Origin of the sequence: Curtobacterium sp. VKM Ac-1395, from assembly GCF_015350975.1 — a bacterium.
In the GTDB taxonomy this organism is placed as follows: Bacteria; Actinomycetota; Actinomycetes; order Actinomycetales; family Microbacteriaceae; genus Curtobacterium.
Genome location: NZ_JADKRX010000010.1, coordinates 51692 through 75046, shown reverse-complemented (window position 1 = coordinate 75046; position 23355 = coordinate 51692). Strand labels below are relative to the sequence as shown.

22 protein-coding genes and 1 pseudogene are annotated in these 23355 nt (G+C 70.9%); 17 read left to right on the top strand and 6 right to left on the bottom strand.

From position 1 onward, the window contains the following. Positions 1-188 (bottom strand): annotated as a pseudogene (locus ITJ68_RS18035) (erythritol/L-threitol dehydrogenase); the annotation flags it as partial. A gap of 347 nt (positions 189-535) precedes the next feature. Between ITJ68_RS18035 and ITJ68_RS18030 the strand changes: the two are divergent. The 6 genes from ITJ68_RS18030 to ITJ68_RS18005 all read left to right on the top strand — a co-directional run bounded on the left by ITJ68_RS18030 (position 536) and on the right by ITJ68_RS18005 (position 6408). Further along, on the top strand, positions 536-1186 hold the full coding sequence (locus ITJ68_RS18030; protein WP_323743374.1) for a DUF2291 domain-containing protein: 651 nt from the start codon (positions 536-538) through the stop codon (positions 1184-1186). Beyond that, positions 1183-2712: a sugar ABC transporter ATP-binding protein gene (locus ITJ68_RS18025; protein ID WP_194663413.1), complete on the top strand. Its 1530-nt coding sequence runs from the start codon at positions 1183-1185 to the stop codon at positions 2710-2712. Before ITJ68_RS18030 ends, ITJ68_RS18025 begins: the two co-directional genes overlap by 4 nt. 20 nt (positions 2713-2732) lie before the next feature. After that, entirely contained in the window at positions 2733-3851 is a 1119-nt protein-coding gene (locus tag ITJ68_RS18020; protein WP_228506051.1) for an ABC transporter permease, read from the top strand. A gap of 36 nt (positions 3852-3887) precedes the next feature. Further along, a complete protein-coding gene (locus tag ITJ68_RS18015) occupies positions 3888-4883 on the top strand; it encodes a D-ribose ABC transporter substrate-binding protein (RefSeq protein ID WP_217635669.1) in 996 nt (331 codons plus the stop codon). Between the two features lie 64 nt (positions 4884-4947). Further along, positions 4948-5922 (top strand): sugar-binding transcriptional regulator, encoded by a 975-nt coding sequence (locus ITJ68_RS18010; RefSeq protein ID WP_323743373.1) that lies wholly within the window; start codon positions 4948-4950, stop codon positions 5920-5922. A gap of 87 nt (positions 5923-6009) precedes the next feature. Beyond that, positions 6010-6408, top strand: a complete 399-nt coding sequence (locus ITJ68_RS18005) for a hypothetical protein (RefSeq protein ID WP_194663409.1) — start codon at positions 6010-6012, stop codon at positions 6406-6408. Between the two features lie 87 nt (positions 6409-6495). On the opposite strand, the gene ITJ68_RS19685 is transcribed toward ITJ68_RS18005, so the two are convergent. Beyond that, entirely contained in the window at positions 6496-7377 is an 882-nt protein-coding gene (locus ITJ68_RS19685) for a helix-turn-helix domain-containing protein (RefSeq protein WP_194663407.1), read from the bottom strand. 113 nt (positions 7378-7490) lie between these two features. On the opposite strand from ITJ68_RS19685, the gene melA reads away from it, so the two are divergent. The 6 genes from melA to ITJ68_RS17970 all read left to right on the top strand — a co-directional run bounded on the left by melA (position 7491) and on the right by ITJ68_RS17970 (position 15231). Continuing rightward, entirely contained in the window at positions 7491-8915 is a 1425-nt protein-coding gene (melA, locus tag ITJ68_RS17995; protein WP_194663405.1) for an alpha-galactosidase, read from the top strand. A gap of 121 nt (positions 8916-9036) precedes the next feature. Next, positions 9037-10341 (top strand): ABC transporter substrate-binding protein, encoded by a 1305-nt coding sequence (locus tag ITJ68_RS17990; protein WP_228506049.1) that lies wholly within the window; start codon positions 9037-9039, stop codon positions 10339-10341. Beyond that, positions 10325-11272, top strand: coding sequence for a carbohydrate ABC transporter permease (locus ITJ68_RS17985; RefSeq protein WP_194663403.1), 948 nt, complete (start codon positions 10325-10327; stop codon positions 11270-11272). The genes ITJ68_RS17990 and ITJ68_RS17985 overlap by 17 nt, the downstream gene beginning before the upstream one ends. Next, positions 11269-12147, top strand: a complete 879-nt coding sequence (locus ITJ68_RS17980; RefSeq protein ID WP_323743372.1) for a carbohydrate ABC transporter permease — start codon at positions 11269-11271, stop codon at positions 12145-12147. Before ITJ68_RS17985 ends, ITJ68_RS17980 begins: the two co-directional genes overlap by 4 nt. An 89-nt stretch (positions 12148-12236) precedes the next feature. Beyond that, positions 12237-13145 carry a polyphosphate kinase 2 gene (gene ppk2 / locus ITJ68_RS17975; protein WP_194663401.1) on the top strand — a complete coding sequence of 303 codons (909 nt, stop codon included), beginning with the start codon at positions 12237-12239 and terminating at the stop codon, positions 13143-13145. A gap of 136 nt (positions 13146-13281) precedes the next feature. Beyond that, positions 13282-15231, top strand: coding sequence for a potassium transporter Kup (locus tag ITJ68_RS17970; RefSeq protein ID WP_194663398.1), 1950 nt, complete (start codon positions 13282-13284; stop codon positions 15229-15231). 63 nt (positions 15232-15294) lie between these two features. Here ITJ68_RS17970 and ITJ68_RS17965 read toward each other — a convergent pair whose 3' ends face one another. Beyond that, on the bottom strand, positions 15295-16167 hold the full coding sequence (locus tag ITJ68_RS17965; protein ID WP_194663396.1) for a LysR family transcriptional regulator: 873 nt from the start codon (positions 16165-16167) through the stop codon (positions 15295-15297). 94 nt (positions 16168-16261) lie between these two features. Between ITJ68_RS17965 and ITJ68_RS17960 the strand changes: the two genes are divergently transcribed. Further along, a complete protein-coding gene (locus ITJ68_RS17960; RefSeq protein ID WP_194663394.1) occupies positions 16262-16987 on the top strand; it encodes an SDR family NAD(P)-dependent oxidoreductase in 726 nt (241 codons plus the stop codon). Between the two features lie 42 nt (positions 16988-17029). Here the strand turns inward: ITJ68_RS17960 and ITJ68_RS17955 are convergent, their stop codons facing one another. Next, the gene (locus ITJ68_RS17955; protein ID WP_194663392.1) at positions 17030-17638 is read right to left on the bottom strand and encodes a hypothetical protein; all 609 of its coding nucleotides are present in this window, start codon (positions 17636-17638) and stop codon (positions 17030-17032) included. Between the two features lie 2 nt (positions 17639-17640). Beyond that, the gene (locus ITJ68_RS17950) at positions 17641-19020 is read right to left on the bottom strand and encodes a serine hydrolase (RefSeq protein WP_323743371.1); all 1380 of its coding nucleotides are present in this window, start codon (positions 19018-19020) and stop codon (positions 17641-17643) included. 102 nt (positions 19021-19122) lie between these two features. Between ITJ68_RS17950 and ITJ68_RS17945 the strand changes: the two genes are divergently transcribed. From ITJ68_RS17945 to nadE, 3 genes are all read left to right on the top strand, one after another. After that, positions 19123-20259, top strand: a complete 1137-nt coding sequence (locus ITJ68_RS17945; protein ID WP_194663390.1) for an AI-2E family transporter — start codon at positions 19123-19125, stop codon at positions 20257-20259. A gap of 409 nt (positions 20260-20668) precedes the next feature. Beyond that, a complete protein-coding gene (locus ITJ68_RS17940; protein ID WP_194630509.1) occupies positions 20669-20857 on the top strand; it encodes a hypothetical protein in 189 nt (62 codons plus the stop codon). Between the two features lie 32 nt (positions 20858-20889). Continuing rightward, the gene (nadE, locus tag ITJ68_RS17935; protein ID WP_194663388.1) at positions 20890-21711 is read left to right on the top strand and encodes an ammonia-dependent NAD(+) synthetase; all 822 of its coding nucleotides are present in this window, start codon (positions 20890-20892) and stop codon (positions 21709-21711) included. A gap of 147 nt (positions 21712-21858) precedes the next feature. Here nadE and ITJ68_RS17930 read toward each other — a convergent pair whose 3' ends face one another. Then, positions 21859-22557 (bottom strand): SDR family oxidoreductase, encoded by a 699-nt coding sequence (locus tag ITJ68_RS17930; RefSeq protein ID WP_194663377.1) that lies wholly within the window; start codon positions 22555-22557, stop codon positions 21859-21861. Between the two features lie 93 nt (positions 22558-22650). Here ITJ68_RS17930 and ITJ68_RS17925 point away from each other — a divergent pair, with 93 nt between their 5' ends. Beyond that, entirely contained in the window at positions 22651-23229 is a 579-nt protein-coding gene (locus tag ITJ68_RS17925; protein WP_194663375.1) for a TetR/AcrR family transcriptional regulator, read from the top strand. Positions 23230-23355: the final 126 nt, after the last annotated feature.

Below are 23355 nucleotides of genomic sequence, written 5' to 3'. Positions count from 1 at the left end.
CACTTCAGGTCCGAGGCGCAGATCCCGACGGCGTCGGTGCGGAGCAGCAGTTCCCCGGGTCCTGGGGTGGGGACGGGTCGGGTCTCGAGGCGGTAGTCGCCGGGGCCGTGCACGACGACCGCCCGCATCGTCGCAGGGATCTCCGGCGTCGCGGTGGCTGCCTGGGGAGGGGTCGAGGTCGTGGACATGGTGGTCTCCGTCGGTCACGTTCCAGCCGCGTCATCGCGGTGCAGCAGACCATACGGGGTCCCGAACAGATGTCAAGAACAAGATTTCTGGCAGCATCGGTTTCACGCTGATCTGCGATTGCCCCTTGCAGAAATGTCGTTCTGCACGTAATTTCTGGTCAGGCCGCTCCGAGAGGTGCGGTCGACGCCGTTCCGCAGGGACCGGCTGACCCGACCAGACGACGACGTCAGGCGCCCGCCGCGTGCTCGTCGTCCTCATGCAAGGAGCACGCGATGCCGCGAGCCGTCCGCCCCACCGCCGGGGCACCCCGAACCGAGCAGGCGTCCCGCGTCGACGGGACGCAGTCGTGAGCGCCGTCAGCACGACGTCGCCGCAGCGCCGACGCCTGACGCGCCGGATCGTCATCGGCGCGGTCGTGCTCGTCGTGCTCATCGCGATGGTGCTCAGCGTGAAGGTCGTCAGCAAGGGCTCGTCCGTCGGTGCCGGCCCGGCGGCGTTCTCGGCCTCGGCCTGGGGCAAGAAGCACTTCCCCGAGGTGCAGGCGGCGATCGCCAAGCGAGCCGTGCCCGCGGACGAACTGGCGACGGCACTCAACGCCGACGCAGCCGCCGCCACCAAGAAGTACGGGGTTGCCGGCGGCGCGGGGACCGAGTTCTCGACGACCTTCACGGGCACGGTGGGCGAGGCGCAGGACGGCCTGTACCCGGTCACCGTCGACGGGCTGCCGGGTGGGCTGCTCATCCGCATGCAGACCGGTCCGGCCATCAACGGCACCGACCTCCGCGACGCACCGGGGACGATCGAGTTCGGGCAGTTCACGAACCAGATCGACTACCAGAACGCCGGCGCCGCACTGAACGACCAGCTGAAGAAGCAGGTCCTCGCCGACGTTGACACCGCGTCCCTCACCGGCAAGACCGTCGAGGTCACCGGAGCGTTCCAGCTCATCAACCCGAAGGCCTGGCTCGTCACGCCGTCGGCCCTGGACGTCCGATGAGCGGCGACGGCGCGATCGGCGCGGTCGTCCTCCAGGCCACCGACGTCGTCAAGACCTACGGTGCGACGCGTGCGCTCAAGGGCGTCAACTTCGCGATCCACCGCGGCCAGGTCACGACGCTGTTCGGGGAGAACGGCGCGGGCAAGTCGACGCTCATGAAGATCCTGTCCGGGGTCGAGCAGCCGACGTCGGGCACGCTCACGCTGCACGGCGAGACCGTGTCGTTCACCGACACCGTCGACGCCCGGGACCACGGCATCTCGATCATCCACCAGGAGCTCAGCCTCGCGCCGAACCTGACGGTGCGCGACAACATCTTCATGGGGCGTGAGATCACCGGGCCCACCGGCGTCGACTACGCCGAGGAGGCCAGGCAGTCCGCGACCGTCCTGGCCGAGCTCGGCGAGGAGATCGACCCGCTCGCGCTGGTGTCGGACCTCCGCCTCGGCCAGCAGCAGCTCATCGAGATCGCCCGGGCGCTGTCGGTCGACGCCCGGATCCTCATCATGGACGAGCCGACGAGCGCGCTCTCGGCCTCCGAGGTCGAGGTCCTGTTCCAGGTCGTGCGGGACCTCACCGCTCGCGGCGTCTCGATCGTCTACATCTCCCACCACCTGGAGGAGGCGCTGGAGATCACCGACCACGCGGTCGTGCTCCGCGACGGCGCGATCACGGCGATGGCCCCGGCGGCCGAGATCGACCTGGAGTGGGTCGTCCGGGCCATGGTCGGCGAGGGCTTCGACCTGGGGTCGCCGCCCACCGGCTACGAGTTCGGCCCGGTCGCGCTCGCGATCGAGGACGTCACGGTCGCCGACCCCGACGTCCCCGGGCGCAACGTCGTCGACCGCGTGTCCCTCGACGTCCGTGCCGGCGAGATCGTCTGCATCTACGGCCTCATGGGCGCCGGACGCACCGAACTGCTCGAGGCCGTGGCCGGACGCAACCGGATCGACGGCGGCCGGGTCCGCAAGGGCGACCGCGACCTGGCGGGCCTGAGCATCGCGGACCGCATCGAGGCGGGCCTCGGACTGGTGCCGGAGGACCGGCAGCGGGACGGACTCGTGCAGACGATGACGGTCGGGCACAACATGTCGCTCGCCTCGATCGGTGCCTTCGTGAAGGGCCTGTTCCTCTCCGGGAACCGCGAGACCGACATCGTCACCGAGTCGATCCGCACCGTGCACGTCAAGACGCCCGGCGGCCACGCGATGATCGGCTCGCTCTCCGGCGGCAACCAGCAGAAGGTCGTCATCGGCAAGATGCTGGCCACGCAGCCCGACGTCATCCTGCTCGACGAGCCGAGCCGGGGGATCGACATCGGCGCCAAGGCCGAGGTCTTCAAGCTCCTCGCCGAGCGCGCCAGGAACGGCCTCGCGGTCGTCTACACGACGTCGGAGGTCGGTGAGTGCCTCAGCATCGCCCACCGCATCGTCGTGATGAGCCGCGGGCGCATCGCCGCCGAGTTCGGATCCGAAACCACCAAGGAAGCGATCATGGCCGCCTCGGGCGAGGCCGTGGTCGCATGACCGCCACGAACGGAACACGCATGTCCTCCACCACCTCGGCGCGACGCCGGCCCGCGATGTTCGCCGACGGGTTCAGCCTCGGCCGGCTCCTGCTGCAGGGGCGCGCGTTCTTCGCCCTCGTCGCGATCATCGTCGTCTTCTCCGTCCTCTCTCCCAACTACTTCACCGTCAGCAACATCCTCACGATGTCCTCGCACGTCGCGGTCTACGCGATCCTGGCGATCGGCATGCTGGTCGTGATCCTCAACGGCGGCATCGACCTGTCCGTCGGCTCGACGCTCGGGTTCTCGGGCGTCATCGCCGGTGCCCTGATGAAGGGCGTCACGATCGGCGGTTCGACGCTGTACCCGAAGGTCTGGGTCGTCGTCGTGATCGCCTGCGCGGTCGGTGCGTTCATCGGCTTCGTGAACGGCATCCTGGTCGCCCGCTTCAAGGTGGCCCCGTTCGTCGCGACGCTCGGCATGCTCTACGTCGTCCGCGGCATCGGCCTGCTGATGACGAACGGCCTGACCTACAACGACCTGGGCGGCAACGCGGCGCTCGGGAACACCGGCTTCGACTGGCTCGGCTTCAACCGGCTGATCGGGCTGCCCATCGGCGTCATCGTGATGATCGTCGCGGCGATCGCGGCGAGCCTGCTCCTCAACCGCACGGTCTTCGGCCGCTGGCTGTACGCCTCCGGTGGCAACGAGCGGGCCGCGGAGCTCTCCGGCGTCCCGGTCAAGCGGGTCAAGGTCCGGGTCTACGCACTGTCCGGCCTCTGCGCCGCGATCGCCGGCCTGATCCTGTCGTCCGAACTGACGAGCGCGAGCCCCACCGCGGGCAACTCGTACGAGCTGACCGCCATCGCGGCGGTCGTCATCGGCGGCGCCGCGCTCTCCGGTGGTGTCGGCAACGTCCGAGGCACCCTCCTCGGGGCCTTCGTCATCGGCTTCCTGTCCGACGGCCTCGTCATCATCGGCGTCTCGGCCTACTGGCAGACCGTCTTCACCGGCGCCGTCATCGTCCTCGCCGTGCTGCTGAACGCCGTGCAGTACAAGCGCCGCCCGGCCCGTGCCGGCGGGACGACGACGCCCACCCCCACAGCTCCCGTGGACACGCAGCCCCCGGCCGCCGTCCACGAGAAGACCGCCGGCTGACCCCCGTCACCGGAACACAGCGAAAGGAACCCCACAATGAACCGCAAGCTGGCAATGGTGCTCGCCGCGGGCGTCGGCCTGACCCTCGTCCTCGCCGGCTGCTCCGCCGGGGGCAGCGCATCGTCGGACACGGGCTCCGGCTCGGGCTCGTCGAAGAAGGGCGGCCTGATCTCGATCATCGTCAACGACCCCTCGAACCCGTACTGGAAGACCGAGGGCGACGTCGCGTCCGCCGAGGCCAAGTCCCTCGGCTACAAGTCGAACGTCTCGGCCTCCAAGGGCGACACGAACACCGAGAGCAACCTCATCGACACCGCGATCACGAACAAGTCGGTCGCGATCATCCTCGACCCGGCCAACGCGAGCGGATCGATCGGTGCCGTCAAGAAGGCCGACGCCGCGGGCATCCCGGTGATCCTGGTGAACGCCGAGATCAACCAGTCGGGCCTGGCGAAGGCGCAGCTCGTCTCGAACAACGCCCAGGGCGCCGCCCTCGGTGCGCAGCAGTGGGTCAAGGACGTCGGTGACTCGGGCAACTACGCCGAGCTCTTCGGCGCCCCGTCGGACAACAACGCGCAGACCCGCTCGAACGGCTACAAGACCGTGCTGTCGCAGTACCCGGGCCTCAAGGAGGTGGCCAAGCAGGTCGCGAACTGGGACCGCACGCAGGGCCACGACAAGATGCAGTCCATCCTGCAGGCGAACCCCGACATCAAGGGCGTCATCCCGGGCAACGACGAGATGGCCCTCGGCGCGGTCGCCGCGCTGAAGGAGGCCGGCAAGCTCGACCAGGTGAAGGTCGGCGGCTTCGACGGCTCGCCCGACGCGGTCGACGCGATCAAGGCGGGGGAGCTGCAGTACACCGTGCTGCAGCCGGTCGCCACGTTCGCGAAGAAGGCGGTGCAGGAGGCCGACTCCTTCATCCGCACCGGCAAGACCGGCGCCAGCCAGGAGAAGCAGGCGTTCGACTGCGTGCTCATCACCAAGGAGAACGCGGACAAGGTCACGTCCCCGTTCACCCTCGCCGAGTGAGCGCGTGACACCACGCCCTCCCACGGGCGCGACGGCCGGTCGTCCGGGACGACCGGCCGTCGCCGTGTCCGACGCTCCGCGCGACGGCCACGCCCGCTTCCCGCTCGACCTCGTCTACCAGGCGGCGCGGATGTACTACCTGGAGGACGTCACGCAGGTGGACATCGCCGAACGGCTCGCGGTGTCGCGGGCCACGGTCAGCCGCCTGGTCTCCGAGGCCCGGCGGTCCGGGCTCGTCGAGATCCGGGTCCGTGACCCGTTCCTCGACGAGACCGTCGCCCTCGCCGAGGACGTCCGGACGCTCCTCGGGCTCGACGCCGTGCAGGTCGTCTCCGCTGTGCACCACGCCACGCTCGGCACCGACCTCGCCGCCGCGGTGACCGTCGCCGTCGACCGGATGGCGCTCCGTCCCGGGGACGCCCTGCTCATCGGCAGCGGCCGGACGACCCACGCGGTCGCGCGGGACGTCACGCTCCGCCTGGACGGCGTGCTCCTCGCGCCGACGGTCGGCGGGCAGGCGGACCCGTTGCCGTGGTTCCAGTCGAACGAGATCACCCGGCTCGCGGCCGAGCGGTCCGCGGCCGTGCCGGCGTTCCTGTTCGCCCAGGCGCTCCCGTCCGTGGACATGCGGGCGTCGCTGGAGAACGACCCGGCCTTCCAGCACGTCGTCGGCCTGTGGGACCGCGCGGTCGGAGCCCTCGTCGGCGTGGGTGCGCCGCCGGCCATCCGCGACGCACACGCCCGGGGCGTCCCGGTGGACGACGAGGTCCTCCGCGACGCGGCCGGCGACGTCTCCCTCAACTTCTTCCGCGCCGACGGCTCCGAGATCGCCTTCGACGGGGCTGAACGCATGGTCAGGACGCCCCGGTCGGTCCTGGTCGACATCCCGCACGTCGTCGCGATCGCGGTCGGGCCGGAGAAGGCACCGAGCGTCGTCGGGGCTGTCCGCGCCGGGATGGTCGACGAGCTCGTGACGGACGTCGCGACCGCCAGAGCGGTCGTCGCGGTCGCCCGAGCCGGGGGCGCCGGCGACGAGTAGCGGACCAGAACCGGACAGACCGGCGAAACCCATGTACGTTCGCTGAAAGACCGCTGCATGCGGTCGCACGTCGAAGGAGCAAGCAGCATGGCAAACACCACTTCCGGTCGACCGACCACCGTCACCGTCGCGTTCGTGATCTGGCTGATCGTCGTCCTGGCGAACATCCTGTCCGGCGTCATCAGCCTCGTGTCGGGCAGCGCGTCCGACGCGGCCGACAGCGTCGGCACCGCCCCGCTCGTGGGCGGCGCGATCTTCGCGTTCATCCTCGCGATCGTCGAGCTCATCATCGTCTTCAAGATGCGTGACGGTCGCAACTGGGCCCGCATCGTGCTGACGGTCCTCGCGATCCTGCAGCTCATCGGCGTCGGCGTCGGCGCCGCCTCCGGTGGCAACGCCTTCGGCTGGATCGGTGCCGTCGCGGTCCTCGTCGCGACGATCCTGATGTACGTCGGTGGCGCGAACGGCTACTTCCGCCGCCACTGAGTCGAACGGGTCGCCCAGGCGACCACGTGACGGACGGGAGGCTCGGGGCACGACTGCCCCGAGCCTCCCGTCCGTTCCTGCGTGCGCTCAGCCGAGCACCGGCTCCCGCCGGCGGTGGAACGAGCGGTAGGCGCCGGGCGCGGCGCCGAACGCCCGGGTGAAGTGGGCGTAGAAGCTGCTCTGCGACCCGAAGCCCGCTGCGTGTGCGACCTCACTGGTGGTCATCGTCGTCGTGGCGAGCAACCGCTGGGCCTCCGCGACCCGGCACCGCGTGAGGTACTCCACGATCGTCGTGCCGACGTCCTGCCGGAAGACGGTCATGGCGTAGTGCGGGTGGAGGTGCGCTGCGGCAGCGACGTCGGTCACGGTGACGGGTTCCCGGAAGTGGCCCACGACGAACCGGACCATGTCCACCACGCGGTGCATGGACTCCGCGGTCCCGTGGTCACCGCACGGGCGGAGGTCCACCTGCGCGCGTGCGTGCCGGAGCAGGCGCCGGACGAGTGCGTGCGCCTCCAGGTTCGCGATGAGCTCGGCGCCGTCGTCGGCGAAGTCCTGCTGCCACGAACCGAGCATGGACTCGACGTCCCGTCCGGCGGCCGACGTCGGGACGATGACCGGGCGGTTCAGCAGCATCGCGCCGAGGTCGTGGTCGGGCAGCCCCCACGCGAGCACCTCCGCGAGCGGGATGTGGACCCACCGGAACTCGCCGACCTCGGTGGGCTCGCCGATGAGCTGGTGCGCGGTCCAACCCCAGAAGAGCGCGATCTCGCCGGCGTGCACGCTGATCGGCGTCCCCCCGAACCGGTAGTCGAGCCGGCCCTCGAGCACGAGGTTGATCTCGAGGTCGTCGTGGCGGTGGGAGGCGTCCATCCGCGGAGCGGGCCCGCGGTGGCTCCAGTAGGCGGGCTCCACCGTCTCGACGACGGAGCCGGGCGTCGGAGGATGGGTGAGCGCGTCATCGAGCACGGGGCGAGCCTAGGACAGCGCACCGAGCAGGACCCTGGCCGACCTGAGGATCCGGGAACGCCGCCGTCCGAAGCCGGAGGCGGGCCGTCCCGGGCGCTCCGTAGCGTGCTGCCATGACCAAGATCACCATCATCGGCGCCGGCGGCTTCGTCTTCCCCTTCCGTCTCATCGGCGACCTCGTCAGCTTCCCGGCGCTGCAGGACGCGACGCTGCACCTCATGGACCTCGACGCGGGCAGGGTCGCCCGCACCGCGTCCGCCGCCAGGGAGCTCGTCGCGCACCACGGCCTCGGCGTCGAGGTCCTCGAGACCACCGACCGCCGTGCGGCCCTCGCCGACGCGGACGTCGTCATCATCACGTTCCAGGTCGGCGGCGTGGAGTCGTACAAGTGGGACGTCGAGATCCCGCGGCGGTACGGCATCGACCAGGCCGTCGGGGACACCGTCGGCCCCGGTGGGGTCTTCCGCTTCCTCCGCTCGGTCCGGGCGTACGAGGACATCGCCCGCGACGCGCTCGAGCTCTGCCCCGACGCGCAGTTCATCAACTACGCGAACCCGATGGCGATGGCCACGGCGTTCCTCAATGCCAAGGGCCTCCGCACGGTCGGGCTGTGCCACAGCGTGCAGGGCACGACGCGGATGCTCGCCAGGACGCTCGACGTGCCGTACGACGAGGTCGAGTTCGTCAGCGCCGGCATCAACCACCAGGCCTGGATCCTGGAGTTCAAGCGACGCAACGGCGAGGACCTCTACCCCCGGCTGCGCGAGGTGATGACCGCGAAGCACCGTCGTGGCGTCGCGGCGGCCGACCTGCACGACGACGACGGCGACCACAGCGAGGCAGCACTGGCAGCCAGCAACTACGAGGGCGGCAACGAGCAGGTGCGCACCCAGCTCATGCGCTCGTTCGGGTACTTCGAGACCGAGTCGAGCCACCACGCGAGCGAGTACGTGCCGTACTTCCGGAAGGACCCGGAGACGACGCTGGAGTACATCCCGGAGCGCTGGGACTACTACGAGATCTGCCTGGCCCACGACGAGCAGGGCGACGTCGACCAGCAGCTCGAGAAGCTCAAGGCCGACCTGTCCCCGTCCGTCGAGTACGGCGCGAGCATCGTCAACGCGATCGTCACCGGCGTCCCCGCGGTCGTCTACGGGAACGTCCCGAACGCCACCGGGGTCATCGCGAACCTGCCGTCCGACGCCTGCGTCGAGGTGGCCTGCCTGGTCGACGGCAAGGGCGTCCAGCCGACCTCCTTCGGCGAGCTCCCGCCGCAGCTCGCCGCGATCAACCGGACGAACACGAACGTGCAGACCCTCGCCGTCCGGGCCGCACTGACCGGGGACGTGGCGAACGTGCACCACGCCGTGGCCCTCGACCCGCTGACCGCGGCACACCTGACCCTCGACCGGATCGCGGCGATGACCGACGAGCTGCTGCACGCGCACGCGGCGCTGCTCCCGGAGGCGCTCCGTCCGGCGGACGCGGTCGGTGCGGAGCAGGGCCACGGCCAGGAGGCCCGGCCCGCCCTGGTCTGACCGGTCGCGCCCGGCGGACACCGCGCCGGGCGCGACCCCAGGCCACGGCGCGGTGCTGCGCGCACCGCGACCCGAGCCTCCTGTCCGCACGACCCGGCACCACGACCTCAAAGGAGAGGACATGCCGAACCGTCCACCACCCCAGCTCGCCAGACGGGGGTTCCTCGCCCTCGCCGGCATCTCGATGGCCGGCGCGCTCGCAGCGTGCGCCGGCCAGGGGACCGCCGCGCGCGGCGGCACCAAGCACATCCGCCTGTCGACCTGGAACATCCCGACCGACATCACGAGCTACCAGCGGATCGCGGACGAGTTCGTCGCCACGCACCCGGGGACCAGCGTCTCGGTGGAGGTGACCACCGGGCAGTTCCACCAGTGGTTCATCACCCGGCTCGCCGCGGACCTGGCGCCGGACATCATCCGGATCACCCCGCAGCAGATCGGTCGGTACGCCGCGAACGGCAGCCTCATCGACATCAGCGGGCACATCCCCGCCGACTACGAGTCCGACTACACGAAGCCGTTCTGGGCGATCGGCGCCAGGAACGACGGCGTGTTCGGGGTGTTCCAGCACACGGACAACTTCATCACCTACTACAACCGCGACGTGATGGAGCAGATCGGCGTGACCCCGCCGACGGCCATCGCCGACGCCTGGACCTGGGACCAGTTCCTCGACGTCGCCCGCGAGGTCAAGCAGGTGACGGGGAAGTACGCGTTCGGCTACGGGTGGAGCGGACCCGAGACGGCCTACCGCTGGCTGCCCTTCGTGTACCAGAACAGCGGTGCCTTCCTCGGGGAGGACGGCGCGACACCGTCCATGGACACCGCGGAGGCGATCGGCGCGCTCGAGTTCGGCCGGAAGTGGTACGCCGAGGGGCTCGCCACCACGGGCAACCTCAGCAAGACCGGTGGCGGGGACGTCGCGCGGAACCTGTTCATGACCGGGCAGATCGGGATGATGCTGAACAACCCCGAGCCGATGGCCCAGCTCGACGAGCAGATGCCCGACAACTGGGGGACCGCGCCCATGGTCCGCAACACCGGCGAGGCCAGCGACCTGGGCGGGAACGCGCTCGCGGTGACGAAGTCGAGCAAGCACCCCGACCTCGCCGCGGAGCTCGTCGCCCTCATCACGAGCCGTGAGCAGATCGAGCGGTTCTGCCACGACGGCAACTGGCTGCCGGCACGCAGGTCCCTCGACGCCGCCGACGTGGGCTACGAGTCCCACGCGGACACCATGCAGCAGTTCATCGACCAGGGCGCCACGATCCCGCTCTCGATGGTGAAGGCCGAGAGCGGGCAGTACTTCTCGTCGCTGAACGCCGTGTTCGCCGACTACCTCGACCTGTGCCTGCTCGGACAGCTCCGCCCGGCCGAGGCCGCTGGCCAGATGATGGAGGCGATGCGCAGTGTCACTGCGAACTGACACCAGGGACCGGGCGGTCACCCTGCCCGCGAGCCCCGAACGTCCCGCCGACCCGCGGACGCGACGCCGGGCGCGGTTCGTCCCGTACGCCTTCATCGGTCCGGCCGGTCTGCTGTTCCTCGCGTTCTCGCTCGTGCCGATCGTCATCGCGATCACGCTGAGCCTCCGGGACAGCAGCACGTCGATCACCGACGGCGGATGGATCGGCGCCGGGAACTTCACGGCGATGACCGGCGACCCGCTCATCCTCACCGCGCTGCGGAACACGCTCGTGTTCACCCTCGGGACGGTGCCGACGTCGATGGCGATCGGGCTCGCCCTCGCCGTCGCCCTGAACCGCCCCCTGCCGGGGCGCGGTGTGTTCCGTGCCCTGTTCTTCGTGCCGATGGTCGCGGCGGGTGTCGTCGTCGGCGTCGTCATGTCCTGGATCTTCAACGGGGACTACGGCGTCGTGAACAACCTGCTCGAGGCCCTCGGGCTCGGCCGGCTGCCCTGGCTGACCGCGCCGGGCTGGGCGATGGCGACCCTGGTGATCGTCGTCGTGTGGACCCGCATCGGGTTCTGCATGGTGATCTACCTCGGAGCGCTGCAGTCCGTGCCCGCAGAGCTCAAGGAGGCGGCCGCGATCGACGGCGCGTCCCGCTGGGCCCGGTTCCGCACGATCACGTGGCCACTGCTCCGGCCGACCACGTCGATCCTGGTCATCCTCAACGTCGTGTTCTCCCTGCAGGCCTTCGACGTGATCTACGTCATGACCGGCGGCGGCCCGGGGTTCTCCACCACCGTGCTCATCCAGTACGTGTTCCGGACCGCGTTCATCGACGCGCGCATGGGGTACGCCGCGGCGCTCGGACTCGTCCTCGTCGCGATCCTGCTCGTCTTCACGCTGCTCCGGCAGCGCGCCAACCGCAAGGCCGAGGAGGTCCTGTGACCACCGCAACGACACCCCGTCAGACCAGCCGGTCCCGTCCGTTCCGCGCCCGCCGTCCGCGGCCGGGGCGCTGGGTGCTCGTCGCCGGGCTCGCCCTGCTCGCGGCGGTGATGGTCTTCCCGCTCTACTGGATGGTCGTCTCGGCGCTCACCCCGGGCGGCCAGTCGCAGAGCGGCTCGTTCTACCTGTTCCCGGCGCACCCGTCGTTCGACAACTACACGCAGGTCTTCAGCACGCAGCCCGTCTGGCGGTGGCTCGGCAACTCGGCGCTGATCACCTCGGTCGGCACCGCGCTCAGCGTCGTGGTGTCGCTGATGGCCGGCTACGCGCTCGCGAAGTTCCGGTTCCTCGGCCGGGGGCTGCTGTACTCGGCGTTCCTCGTGACCATCATGATCCCGATCCAGGTGACGATCGTGCCGAGCTTCCTCGTCGTGGCGAAGCTGGGTCTCGTCGACTCGCCCTGGGCCGTGGTGCTCCCGACCCTGTTCGACGTCGTCGGCATCTTCATCGCCCGACAGTTCATGCTCGGTGTGCCGGACGCGCTCCTCGAAGCGGCACGGCTCGACGGTGCCGGCGAGTTCGTCACCTTCTTCCGGGTGGTGCTGCCGACCTGCGGACCGCTCGTCGGGGTGCTCGTCATCCTCGGGTTCATGACGCGGTGGAACGACTTCCTCTGGCCACTGGTCGTGCTCCAGGGGAACGAGAACCTCACCGTGCCCGTCGCGCTCTCGACGCTGACGAACAACCCGGCCTTCAGCTCGCCGTGGGGCGCGGTGATGGCGATCGCGACGATCACGGTGCTGCCGCTGCTGGTGGTGTTCCTGGCGTTCCAGCGGCAGTTCGTCCAGGGGATCGCGTCGACCGGCATCAAGTGAGCACCCCCACGTTCGGTCGCCGTTCACCCGGAGTCGTTATACCGGGCTGACGCGCACGGCGGACCGTGCGCAGGACGTGAGGAGACCGCATGCTGGACGCCACGCCGATCGGTGACCTGCGGGAGTACATCGAGGACCTGCGCACCCGCGGGTTCACGGTCGGGAACGCGCACACCCCGGACCCGGAGCTCATCGACCCCGAGGGCAACCCGATCTACACCTGGCTCGAGGACTACCCCTACGACGAGCGGATGTCCCGCGACGAGTACGAGTACGAGAAGTACCGGCTGCAGGTCGAGCTGCTGAAGTGCCAGTACTGGCTCGAGGACAACGACCGCAAGGCGATCATCCTGTTCGAGGGGCGGGACGCGGCCGGCAAGGGCGGCACCATCAAGCGGTTCACGGAACACCTGAACCCGAGGACCTCGCGGGTCGTGGCGCTGTCGAAGCCGACGGAGCGCGAGCAGGGCCAGTGGTACTTCCAGCGCTACGTCGAACACCTGCCGAGCGCGGGCGAGATCGTCATGTTCGACCGTTCCTGGTACAACCGGGCCGGTGTCGAGCGGGTGATGGGGTACTGCACGGACGCCGAGTACGAGACCTTCATGACGCAGGCGCCGTCGTTCGAGCGGATGCTCGTCGACTCCGGCATCCACGTCACGAAGTTCTGGTTCTCCGTCACCCGCAAGGAGCAGCGGACCCGCTTCGCCATCCGCCAGCTCGACCCGGTCCGCCGGTGGAAGCTCTCCCCGAACGACGTCGCCTCGCTCATGGTGTGGGACGACTACACGGCGGCGAAGGAGGAGATGTTCCGGCGCACCGACAAGCGGTACGCGCCGTGGACGATCGTCCGCTCGAACGACAAGAAGCGCGCCCGTGTCAACGCGATGCGGTACTTCCTGACGCAGTTCGACTACGACGACAAGGACCCCGAGGTCGTGCTCCCGCCGGACCCCCTGCTCGTGATGCGCGGCAAGTCCCTGCAGCTCGAGGAGTAGCGCCGGACGCGGGGGCGCCGGAGGGCGATGCTGCATGCGGACTGCGGGTTCCGTCGGTGCTGCGATCAGAGTCCTCCGGTGGTGGCAGGATGAGCGACGGCCGCTTCCCTGGTGGCCGGATCTGGAGTGATCGAGCGTGACCGAGACACACTCCGCGGCACCTGTCAGCGAGGACACCGCGACCCACGAGCACAGCGGCCCGAGCGGCGGCGCCGCGCTCGCGCTGGCGGCGCTCGGCGTCGTCTTCGGCGACATCGGGACCAGCCCGCTCTACGCGCTCCGGACCGTGTTCACGATCGACGGCGGCATCGTCAAGCCGATCCCCGAGGACGTCTACGGGGTGATCTCGATGATGTTCTGGAGCATCACGATCATCGTCTCGATCAAGTACGTGCTGGTGCTCATGCGCGCCGACAACAACGGCGAGGGCGGGGTGATGGCGCTCGCCGCACTGGCCAGGCGCCTCTACGCCCAGCGCCGTGGCGGTGCGACGATCTTCCTGGTCATCGGCATCATCGGCGTCTCGCTGTTCTACGGCGACTCGGTGATCACCCCGGCGGTCTCGGTGCTCTCCGCGGTCGAGGGCCTCGGCACCGCGGCCCCGGCGGTCGGGCACCTCATCGTGCCGATCGCGGCCGTGATCCTCGTCATCCTGTTCTTCGTGCAGCGGTTCGGCACCGGCAAGGTCGGCACGCTGTTCGGCCCGGTGATGATGCTCTGGTTCGTCGTCATCGCGCTGGCCGGCATCCCGCGGATCATCGAGCACCCCGGCGTCCTGCAGGGCCTGTCCCCGACGTGGGCGATCGCCTTCGTGTTCGCGCACCCGCTCATCAGCTTCGTGGCGATGGGTGCCGTCGTGCTCGTCATCACCGGTGCCGAGGCGCTCTACGCCGACATGGGCCACTTCGGCCGCGTGCCGATCCGCCGCGCCTGGTTCTTCGTGGTGTTCCCCGCGCTCGTGCTGAACTACCTCGGCCAGGCGGCGCTCGTGCTCGAGCAGCCCTCGGCCACGAAGGACCCGTTCTTCCTGCTGTTCCCGAACTGGGCGCAGCTGCCCGTCGTGGTGCTCGCCACCGCGGCCACGGTCATCGCGAGCCAGGCCGTCATCTCCGGCGCGTTCTCCCTGACCCGCCAGGCCGTCCAGCTCGGGCTGCTGCCCCCGCTGACGATCCGCCAGACCTCCAAGCGCGAGGGCGGCCAGATCTACCTGCCCGCCGTCAACCTGCTGCTGTTCATCGGCGTGATGGCGATCATGCTCGCGTTCCGGTCCTCGGCCAGCCTGGCGACGGCGTACGGCGTCTCGGTGACGGGCGCCCTGGTGACCGACACCCTGCTCCTGCTGCTCGTGGTGAAGCCGCTCTGGAACTGGTCGACGTGGAAGCTCGTCGTCGTCGCGGTCGTCTTCGGCGGACTCGAGCTGACCTTCCTCGCCGGCAACCTGTCGAAGGTGCTGCACGGCGGGTGGGTGCCGCTGCTCATCGCGCTCGCGGTCGTCACGGTGATGACCACGTGGCGTCGCGGCCGACAGCTCGTGCAGGACGAACGTCGCGCACGCGAGGGCTCGCTCGCCGAGTTCATCGAGAAGGTCAACGCGAAGGGCGTCCCGCGTGTCCGCGGGGTCGCGGTGTTCCCGCACCCGAACAAGGAGACCACCCCGCTGGCGCTCCGCGCGAACATGGAGCACAACCACGTGATGCACCGCCGGGTCATCATCGTGTCCGTGATCACCGCGAACGTGCCGCACGTGCCGCACGCGAAGGCCTTCACCCGGGACGACCTGGGGTACGCCGACGACGGCATCGACCACGTCACCGTCAAGTTCGGGTTCTCCGACGACCAGGACCTGCCGCACGCCCTGCACGCGGCGTGCCTGTCGGAGGTTCTCGACCTCGACCCGGAGGAGATGGCGGACGCGTCGTACTTCGTCTCGCGCGGCGCACTCCGGCCGATGCGCGGCAACGGCGGGATGGTGAACTGGCGGAAGAAGCTGTTCGTCGGGCTCGCGCACAACGCCGCCGACCCGGCGTCCCGGTTCGGGCTGCCGCCGCAGCGGACGGTCACGATGGGCAGCGACGTCGAGATCTGACGTCCGTCGGGCGGTCGCCCGCCGCGCGGCCGCCGGGCGGCGGTGGCCGCCAGGCACGGCGCGTCAGGCCGTCGGTACCGCTTCGCCGCTGACCAGCACCGCGTTCCGCACGACCCGGGCCACGTCCGGTGACGTCGACCCCGCGGGCCACGCGACGACGGTGGTGGCGAGCACGGCGTCGACGACCGGCACGGCGACGTGCTCCGGCCACTGCAGGGTCCGGCTCGACCGCGGGATGACGATCACCGTGCGGCTGAGGGCGACGAGCTGGGCGAGCTGGGCCTGCGACCGGACCTCGGGCCCGGGACCGTCGGGGTAGGACCCGTCCGGCCGCGGCCACCTGGCGGCGGGCAGGTCCGGCAGGTCGCGGAGATCGGCCTGCACGAGCGACTCCCGAGCCGCCAGGGGATGGGTGCGCGGCAGGATCGCCACCTGGTCCTCGGTGCGCAGGTCCTCGGTGTCGAACCCGGTCAGGTCGTCGTACGTGCGGTGCATGAGCGCGACGTCGGCCCGGCCGTCGCGGAGGAAGGCCGCCTGCTCGTGCACCTCGCCGAACAGGACCTCGATCGGCAGGCCGTCCGGGTCCGCCCCGTGCACGTCGAGCAGCGCCTGCAGCAGGTCGTGGTCGGCACCGGCCTTCACCGCGAGCACGAGGTGCCGCGTGGGCAGCCCGGCCCGTCGGGTGCGTCGACCGGCAGCCGCCACGGCGGCGAGCGCCGATCGTGCCTCGCCGACCAGCACGGCACCGGCGGTGGTGAGGCGCACGCCCCGCGGGTCACGGACGAACAGGTCCACGCCGATGCGCTGCTCCAGCTGGCGGACCGCCCGGGACAGCGGTGGCTGCGACATCCCGAGGCGGGCGGCGGCGCGGCCGAAGTGCAGCTCCTCGGCGACCGTCAGGAAGTACCGCAGCTCACGCGTCTCGAGATCGTCCACGTGCGGAGCCTACGTCCTGCCGATACCCCACGGGTATCGCCCGGCACCCGATCGGTCTTGGACGCGGCGGGGTGCGCCGACCGAGGATCGGACCATGACGACGACACAGCAGACCGCCCTGGTCACCGGGGCGAACAAGGGCATCGGCTACGCGATCGCGGAGTCGCTCGGGAGGCTCGGCCACCGTGTCGTCCTCGGCGCGCGTGACGACGTGGCCGGTGCCGACGCCGCAGCCCGGTTGGTCGCGCAGGGGATCGACGCGAGCGCGCTGCGGCTCGACGTGACGAGCGACGCGAGCGTCGTCGCCGCCGCCGCGGAGCTGGAGGACCGGGTCGGCACGCTCGACGTGCTCGTGAACAACGCCGGTGTCTCCGGGGCGTTCGACCCGGTCACGTGGGGGCAGGACCCGACGACGATCGACATCGACGTGCTCCGGGGCGTGGTGGACACGAACGTGTACGGCGTCATCCGGGTCACGAACGCGATGCTGCCCCTGCTCCGTGGGTCCGACGCCCCGCGGATCGTGAACACGTCGAGCAGCATGGGGTCCCTCGGCCGGCAGCCGGGTCCGGTGATGGCGGTCTACTCGTCCTCGAAGACCTTCCTCAACGGCATCACCGTGCAGTACGCCCGGGCGTTCGCCGACACCCCGGTCATCGTGAACGCGGCCTGCCCCGGCCTCGTCGCGACGGACTTCAACGGCTTCGCGGGGGACCGCACCCCCGAGCAGGGCGCCGCGACGGCCGTGCGCCTCGCGACCCTGCCCGACGACGGACCCCGCGGCGGCTTCTTCGAGGACGACGGCGTCGTCCCCTGGTGACCGGTCAGGCCGTCGGTCCACCGGCCGTCAGCCCACGGGGCGTCAGTCCGGAGGGCCCGACGGTCGCAGCCCGCTCGCCCGGCGCTCGAGGTCGGCCAACGCCCGCACGGTCGCCGGGTCGCCCCGTCGCCACCGGTCGACGACGTCCGCCCCGAGCAGGGTGACCTCCGACCGGGTCGTCAGTGCGCGGACGGCGAGTAGCTCGGTGCCGGCCGGCTGACGACCCAGGCGGGCAGTGGCGGTGGCGCTGCGGACGAACCCGCCGCGGAACTGCAGCCAGACGAGCAGCAGCGCCACGACGAGCACGACGGCGACACCGGCACCCACCAGGTGCGCCAGCCGGACGGTGGCGTCGTGCTGCTCCGTCCCCGCTGCGGCCACGGCACCGGCCCGTTCGGACGCCGCACGGAGCGGCCGGCTCACCGCGTCGCCGGCGAACGGCACCTTGCCGAGTGCGGACGCGGCCTTGCCGAGCTGCTCCTGGAACGCCGAGCCGTCGCGGTTCACCCGGGTGCCGATCGCGGCGATCCCGCTGATCGCCCCGGAGACGGTCGTCCCGACGACGACCGCCAGGACACAGCCGAGCAGGACGACGACGTCGAGGACCACCTGCCGCACGCGCTGCACGGACCGGGCGCTGTAGAACACCACGGTCAGTCGGTGGGACGGTGCAGCGTGCGGATGCGGTCGTGGAGCGGTTCGGTCTGCCACCGGGCCTCGAACGTCGCCGACGCCGGGTCGCACCGCACCCAGAGCAGGTGCGGGGTGTCGACGAACCGCACGGCGACCAGGACCCGAGCGTCCTCGTCGACCGCGGCGCTCGCCGCCGTCGACCCGGCGACCGCCCACGCGCCGGCGCCGAGCGGCGCCACGACGGGGGAGCCGTCCTGGGTCAGGGTGGCCGTCCAGGTGCCGCCGTCCTGCTCGAGCACCACGGTGTCCAGGCCGGGGACCGCGGAGCTGGCGGAGCGGGAGAACGCACCACGGGCCTCCAGGCCGTCGACCGTGTCCAGTGCGCCACCGGTGACCGGCGGCAGGGCCGGGCCGGGCAGGGCGGCGTCCGTCGTGTCCGGGCCGGGGCGGTCGATCGCCGGCAGCAGGTGCTCCCACACGGCGTCGAGCACGGCCTGCATGTCGAGGCTCTGCCCGGTGATCGCGAGGACGACGTCGTGCTCCGGCAGGACGATGCAGAACTGCCCGTAGGCGCCGTCGCCGCGGAAGCCGTGCCGGGCCATCCAGAACTGGTACCCGTAGCCCTGCGCCCAGTCCGGGTTCTCCTCGTCCGGGTTCGCGACCTGCGTCCGGGTGGCGGAATCGATCCAGTCCTCGTCGAGGATCCGGACGCCGTCCCACACCCCGCGCTGCAGGTAGAGCTGACCCAGCTTCGCGACGCTCTCGGTCGTGGTGTAGCAGCCGCTGAAGCCGAGCTCGCCGATCGAGTCACGCTTCCAGGACAGCTGGTCGATGCCGAGCGGGTCGAGCAGGCGCGGCCGGAGGTACTCCACGAGGGTGCCGCCGCTGACCCGTCGGACGATCTCCGCGAGCGTGTACGTGCACGGCTGGTTGTAGGCGAAGACCGAGCCGGGCTCCTCGTCCGGGGGCAGCAGCAGGAAGCCGCGGACCGTGTTCTCCGGGTCGATCGCCAGCGCCCGGTCGAGGGTCTCGGCACGGTGGCCACTCGCCATCGCCAGCAGGTTCCTGAGCGTCATCCGACGGGTGCGCTGGTCGAGCACCTCGTGGTCCAGTTCAGGGAAGTGGCTGATCACAGCGCTGTCGAGGTCGAGCAGCCCCTCGTGCGCAGCGATCCCGACGGCTGCAGCCGTGAAGCTCTTGCTGAGCGAGTAGAGCAGGTGCGGGCGGTCGGCGGAGTACGGGTCCCACCAGCCCTCGGCAGCGACCTCGCCGTGCCGGAGGAGCACCAGCCCGTGCGGTTCGACGTCGGGAGTCGACTCCAGCGCACGGACGAGGGCATCGACCCCAGAGGCGTCGATGCCGAGGGCGGACGGGGAGCTGCGCGGGAACGTCGTCGTCACGCGTCCGAGGCTAACCGCCGGACGCGGGGAGCGGTCGCCTGACATCATCGGGGGAGCGTTCGACAGCAGATCGCACCGCCGTCACCCACGACAAGGATCCGCATGCCGTTCTTCTCCCCGACCCCGTCGACCAGCGACGCACCGCCCACCGGTGCCAGGAAGGCGTGGTCGGACTCGTTCGGCGGCCTCGCGACCCGGTGCCTGCAGGTCATCATCGTGCTGGTCATCGTGATCGGCATCGTCTTCGCGGCGTCGACCATCAGCGTCGTGACGATCCCGGTGCTCATCGCGCTCATCATCGCCTCCGCCATGCACCCGGTCGTGTCCTGGCTCCGCCGACACCGGGTGCCCTCCCTCGTGGCGACGCTGATCGTGCTGCTCGGGGTGCTGGCCGTGCTCGGGCTGGTCGGGTGGCTCATCGTCGTCGCGGTCGAGAACCAGTGGAGCGACCTGCAGAAGTCCGCGGTCGACGGCTTCCAGCAGCTGCAGGGCTGGGTGACGTCGCTGCCGTTCTCGATCTCGGACAAGCAGATCGACGACGCGACGAAGACCGCCACCGACTTCGTCACGAGCGCCAAGTTCGGCTCGGGTGCGCTCGCCGGGGCCTCGGCCACCGCGAACTTCCTCACCGGGCTCGTGCTGATGATCGTGGTGCTGTTCTTCTTCCTCAAGGACGGGCCGAAGATCTGGGAGTTCCTGCTCCGCCCCTTCACGGGCACCCGCTACGCCCGCGCCCGTCGTGTCGGTGACCGCGTCGTCTCGACCCTCGGCGGCTACGTCCGCGGCACGGCGACCGTCGCCGCGGTGGACGCCATCGGCATCGGTGTGAGCATCGCCATCGTCGGGGTGCCGCTCGCGCTGCCCCTGGCCGTCGTCGTGTTCATCACGGCGTTCATCCCGATCGTCGGTGCCACGGCCGCCGGCATCCTGGCCGCCCTCGTCGCCCTGGTGACCCTCGGCCCGGTGCAGGCGCTCGTCGTGGTCGGCATCGTGGTGCTCGTGAACCAGCTCGAGGGCAACCTGCTGCAGCCCGTGCTCATGGGCCGCACGCTCCAGCTGCACGGCCTCGTCATCCTGGTCGGTCTGACCGCCGGCACGGTGCTCGCAGGCATCACGGGTGCGGTCATGTCGGTCCCGCTCCTCGCCGCCGCGTGGGGCGCCGTGCAGGTCTGGGACGGCCCGGACACCCCCGCCAAGCCGTGGCGGCAGAAGCGCTCGGAAGAGGTCGGCGCCAAGTAGCCCGCGCGGACTGCGGTGCCCCGAACGGGGGTATCGCCACCCACCCCGTCCTGCCTTGTAGATTGCTCAGCAATCGACCGGTGTCCCCACAACGGTGGACCCCGATCGGCCGACACGGACTCACCACCCGTGTCCCGCAGCGCGGCGAGGATGCCGCGTGGACCCGGAAGGACCAGGGATGTCACGCCCACGGACCGATCGAGCGCCCCTGGCGCCGCGTGCCGTCAGCGTGACGCGTCGTTCTGTGCGGCGTGACGTCACCCGTGACCCCTTCCGCGTCGGGTCCCCTGCCACCACGGGGGACGGATCAGCGGCGGACGGCCGCATGTCGGGTTCGGTGCGGTGGGGCGTTCGGGTCCCCACCGCACCGACTCCGCGCCGTCCACCCGGACGAACGACAGGAGCGAGCGTGCACGACCACGACACCCACCCCCTCGACCGGGCGGTCGGACCGGAGCACGTCGAGCGGTTCCGACTGCTCAGGACCCCCGACGAGACGCTGAGCGTGGTCTGCCGGTGCGCCATCGGCGTCGACCACGACAACACGATCACGCCGGCCGGCCCGGCGCCGGACCTGACGGGTCGCCGAGTCCGCTGACCGTCCCGCCCGCCGCGGTGGATACTGGGGCGGTGCGTGAACTCCAAGCCGCCATCGCAGCGGACCTCAACGTCCAGCCCGTCATCGACCCGGCCGCCGAGGTCGCACGTCGTGTCGACTTCCTCCGCGACTACCTGCTGACCACGGGGGCGAAGGGCCTGGTCCTCGCGATCAGCGGTGGGCAGGACTCCACCCTCGCCGGGCGGCTCTCCCAGCTCGCGGTGGAGTCGCTCCGCGCCGAGGGGCACGACGTCTCCTTCACCACCGTGCGCATGCCCTACCGGGTGCAGGCCGACGAGGACGACGCCCAGCTCGCGCTGCAGTTCATCGCCGCAGAGCCCGGCCTGACGGTCAACATCGAGCACGGGGTCGACGGCGTGGTGCAGGACACCGCTGACGCCGGCGTCGCGCTGAGCGACTTCGTCAAGGGCAACGTCAAGGCCCGGATGCGCATGGTCGCCCAGTACGCGGTCGCCGGGCAGCGCGGGCTCCTGGTCGTCGGCACGGACCACGCGGCCGAGGCCGTGACCGGCTTCTTCACGAAGTACGGCGACGGCGGGGTGGACCTCACCCCGCTGACCGGGCTCACGAAGAGCCAGGGTCGCCAGCTCCTCGAGCACCTCGGCGCACCGGCGCGGCTCTACGAGAAGGCGCCCACCGCCGACCTCCTCGACGAGACCCCCGGCCAGACGGACGAGGCCAACCTCGGCCTGAGCTACGCCGAGATCGACGCCTACCTGCAGGGGCACGACGTGCCGGTCGAGGTCGCCGAGGCGATCGAGACCCGCTACCGCGCCACGGAGCACAAGCGCCAGGTCCCGGCGACCCCCTTCGACGCCTGGTGGCGCCCGTAGCGAGTCCGCTCGCAGGACACCGGTGTTCGTCGGTCGTGCCGCGGACGTCCGCGGTGCGGAGGACGAACACCGGCGTCTCACAGGGGTGACCGGACTGGAGGCTCCCCACCGGGCCGGGGGGGAGCCTCCAGTCCGTCCCGTGGTGCGTCAGCCGGCCAGCGCGGCGTAGCGCTCGGCGACCGAGGCGCCGAGCGAGGCGCGGACGCTCCGCGTCAGCTCGTCCGCGAGGACCTCGTGCTCGCCGTGCTCGACGCCGTCCCAGATCGCGGTGACGACGGCCTCGGGGGTGTTCTTCGGCGCGTCGACGCCGGTCGCCATGGCCGTGTCGGTGTACCCGAGGTAGGCACCGAGCACCTGCACGCCGTCGCTCGCCAGCTCGAGCCGGATCGAGTCCGTCGCCGACCACAGCCCCGCCTTCGAGACGCCGTACGCACCGCTGCCGCCGAGCCAGCTGAGCACCGAGGCGACGTTGACGACGGCTCCCTGCGCCACGCGGAGTGCCGGGGCGAAGGCGCGGGTGACGAGCAGCGGGCCGACCAGGTTCGTCTCGATCTGTGCGCGGACGTCCCCGAGGTCGCCGTCGACGAGCCCGCCCGGGCGCAGCAGTCCGGCGTTGTTGACGACGATCGTGACGTCCGGTGCCTCGGCGGCCGCGCGGGCGACGGAGGCCTCGTCGCTGACGTCGAGCACGAGCGGCACGATGCGGGCGTCGTCCCAGTCCTGCGGGCGTCGGGCGGCGGCGTAGACCTTCGTGGCGCCGCGTTCGAGGGCCTGGCGCACGAACTCGGTGCCGAGTCCGCCGTTCGCGCCGGTGACGAGCACGGTCTGTCCGCTGAGTCCGGTCATGGTGGGTTCCTTCCGTCGGGCACCTGGTGGCACCGTGTTCTCCCGATAGCAATATGACCGGTCGTCTCATTCCCCCGGTGAGAGGATCGGTGCATGCCGAAAGCCAGCCTCCGCGATGCGATCGTCGACGCCGCCCTCGTCGAGTTCCACCAGCACGGGTACGCCGCCACCGGTGTGGCCGCGATCACCGGGTCCGCGGGGGCACCGAAGGGGTCGTTCTACAACCACTTCCGGTCCAAGGCGGACCTGGCGATGGAGGTCGCTGACCGCTTCGCCGCCGCGTCGCCCATCGAGCTCCTCGAGGACCCGTCCGTGCCGCGCGCGGTGGACCGGATCACCGGGTACTTCGACGTCATGCTCGACCGGTTGGCGGGCATCGAGTTCCGGTACGGCTGTCTGCTCGGCAACCTGGCCGTCGACACGGCGACCGACGAACCGACGGTGGCCGCGCACGTCGACGCGGTGTTCGACGCGTGGATCGCACGGCTGGCCACGGCCGTCCGGGCTGCGCAGGACGCCGGCGACGTGGACGCCGCGCTCGACGCCGACCTGGTCGCGGCCCAGCTCGTGGACCTGTGGGAGGGCGCGGCGCTCCGGGCGAAGGCCCGCCGGGACGGCGAGCTCACCCGCCGCGTGGTGACGGACGGGGTGCGCCGGCTGCTCGGGATCTGAACCGCACCGGGTCAGGGCGAGTCGAATCGCGCGCAGGGGGTCGAATCGCGCGTAGGGGGTCGTTCCTTCCGACCTCCCACGCGCGATCCCGCTTGCCATCGCGGGCGGTGTGGGTGGGAACCGACG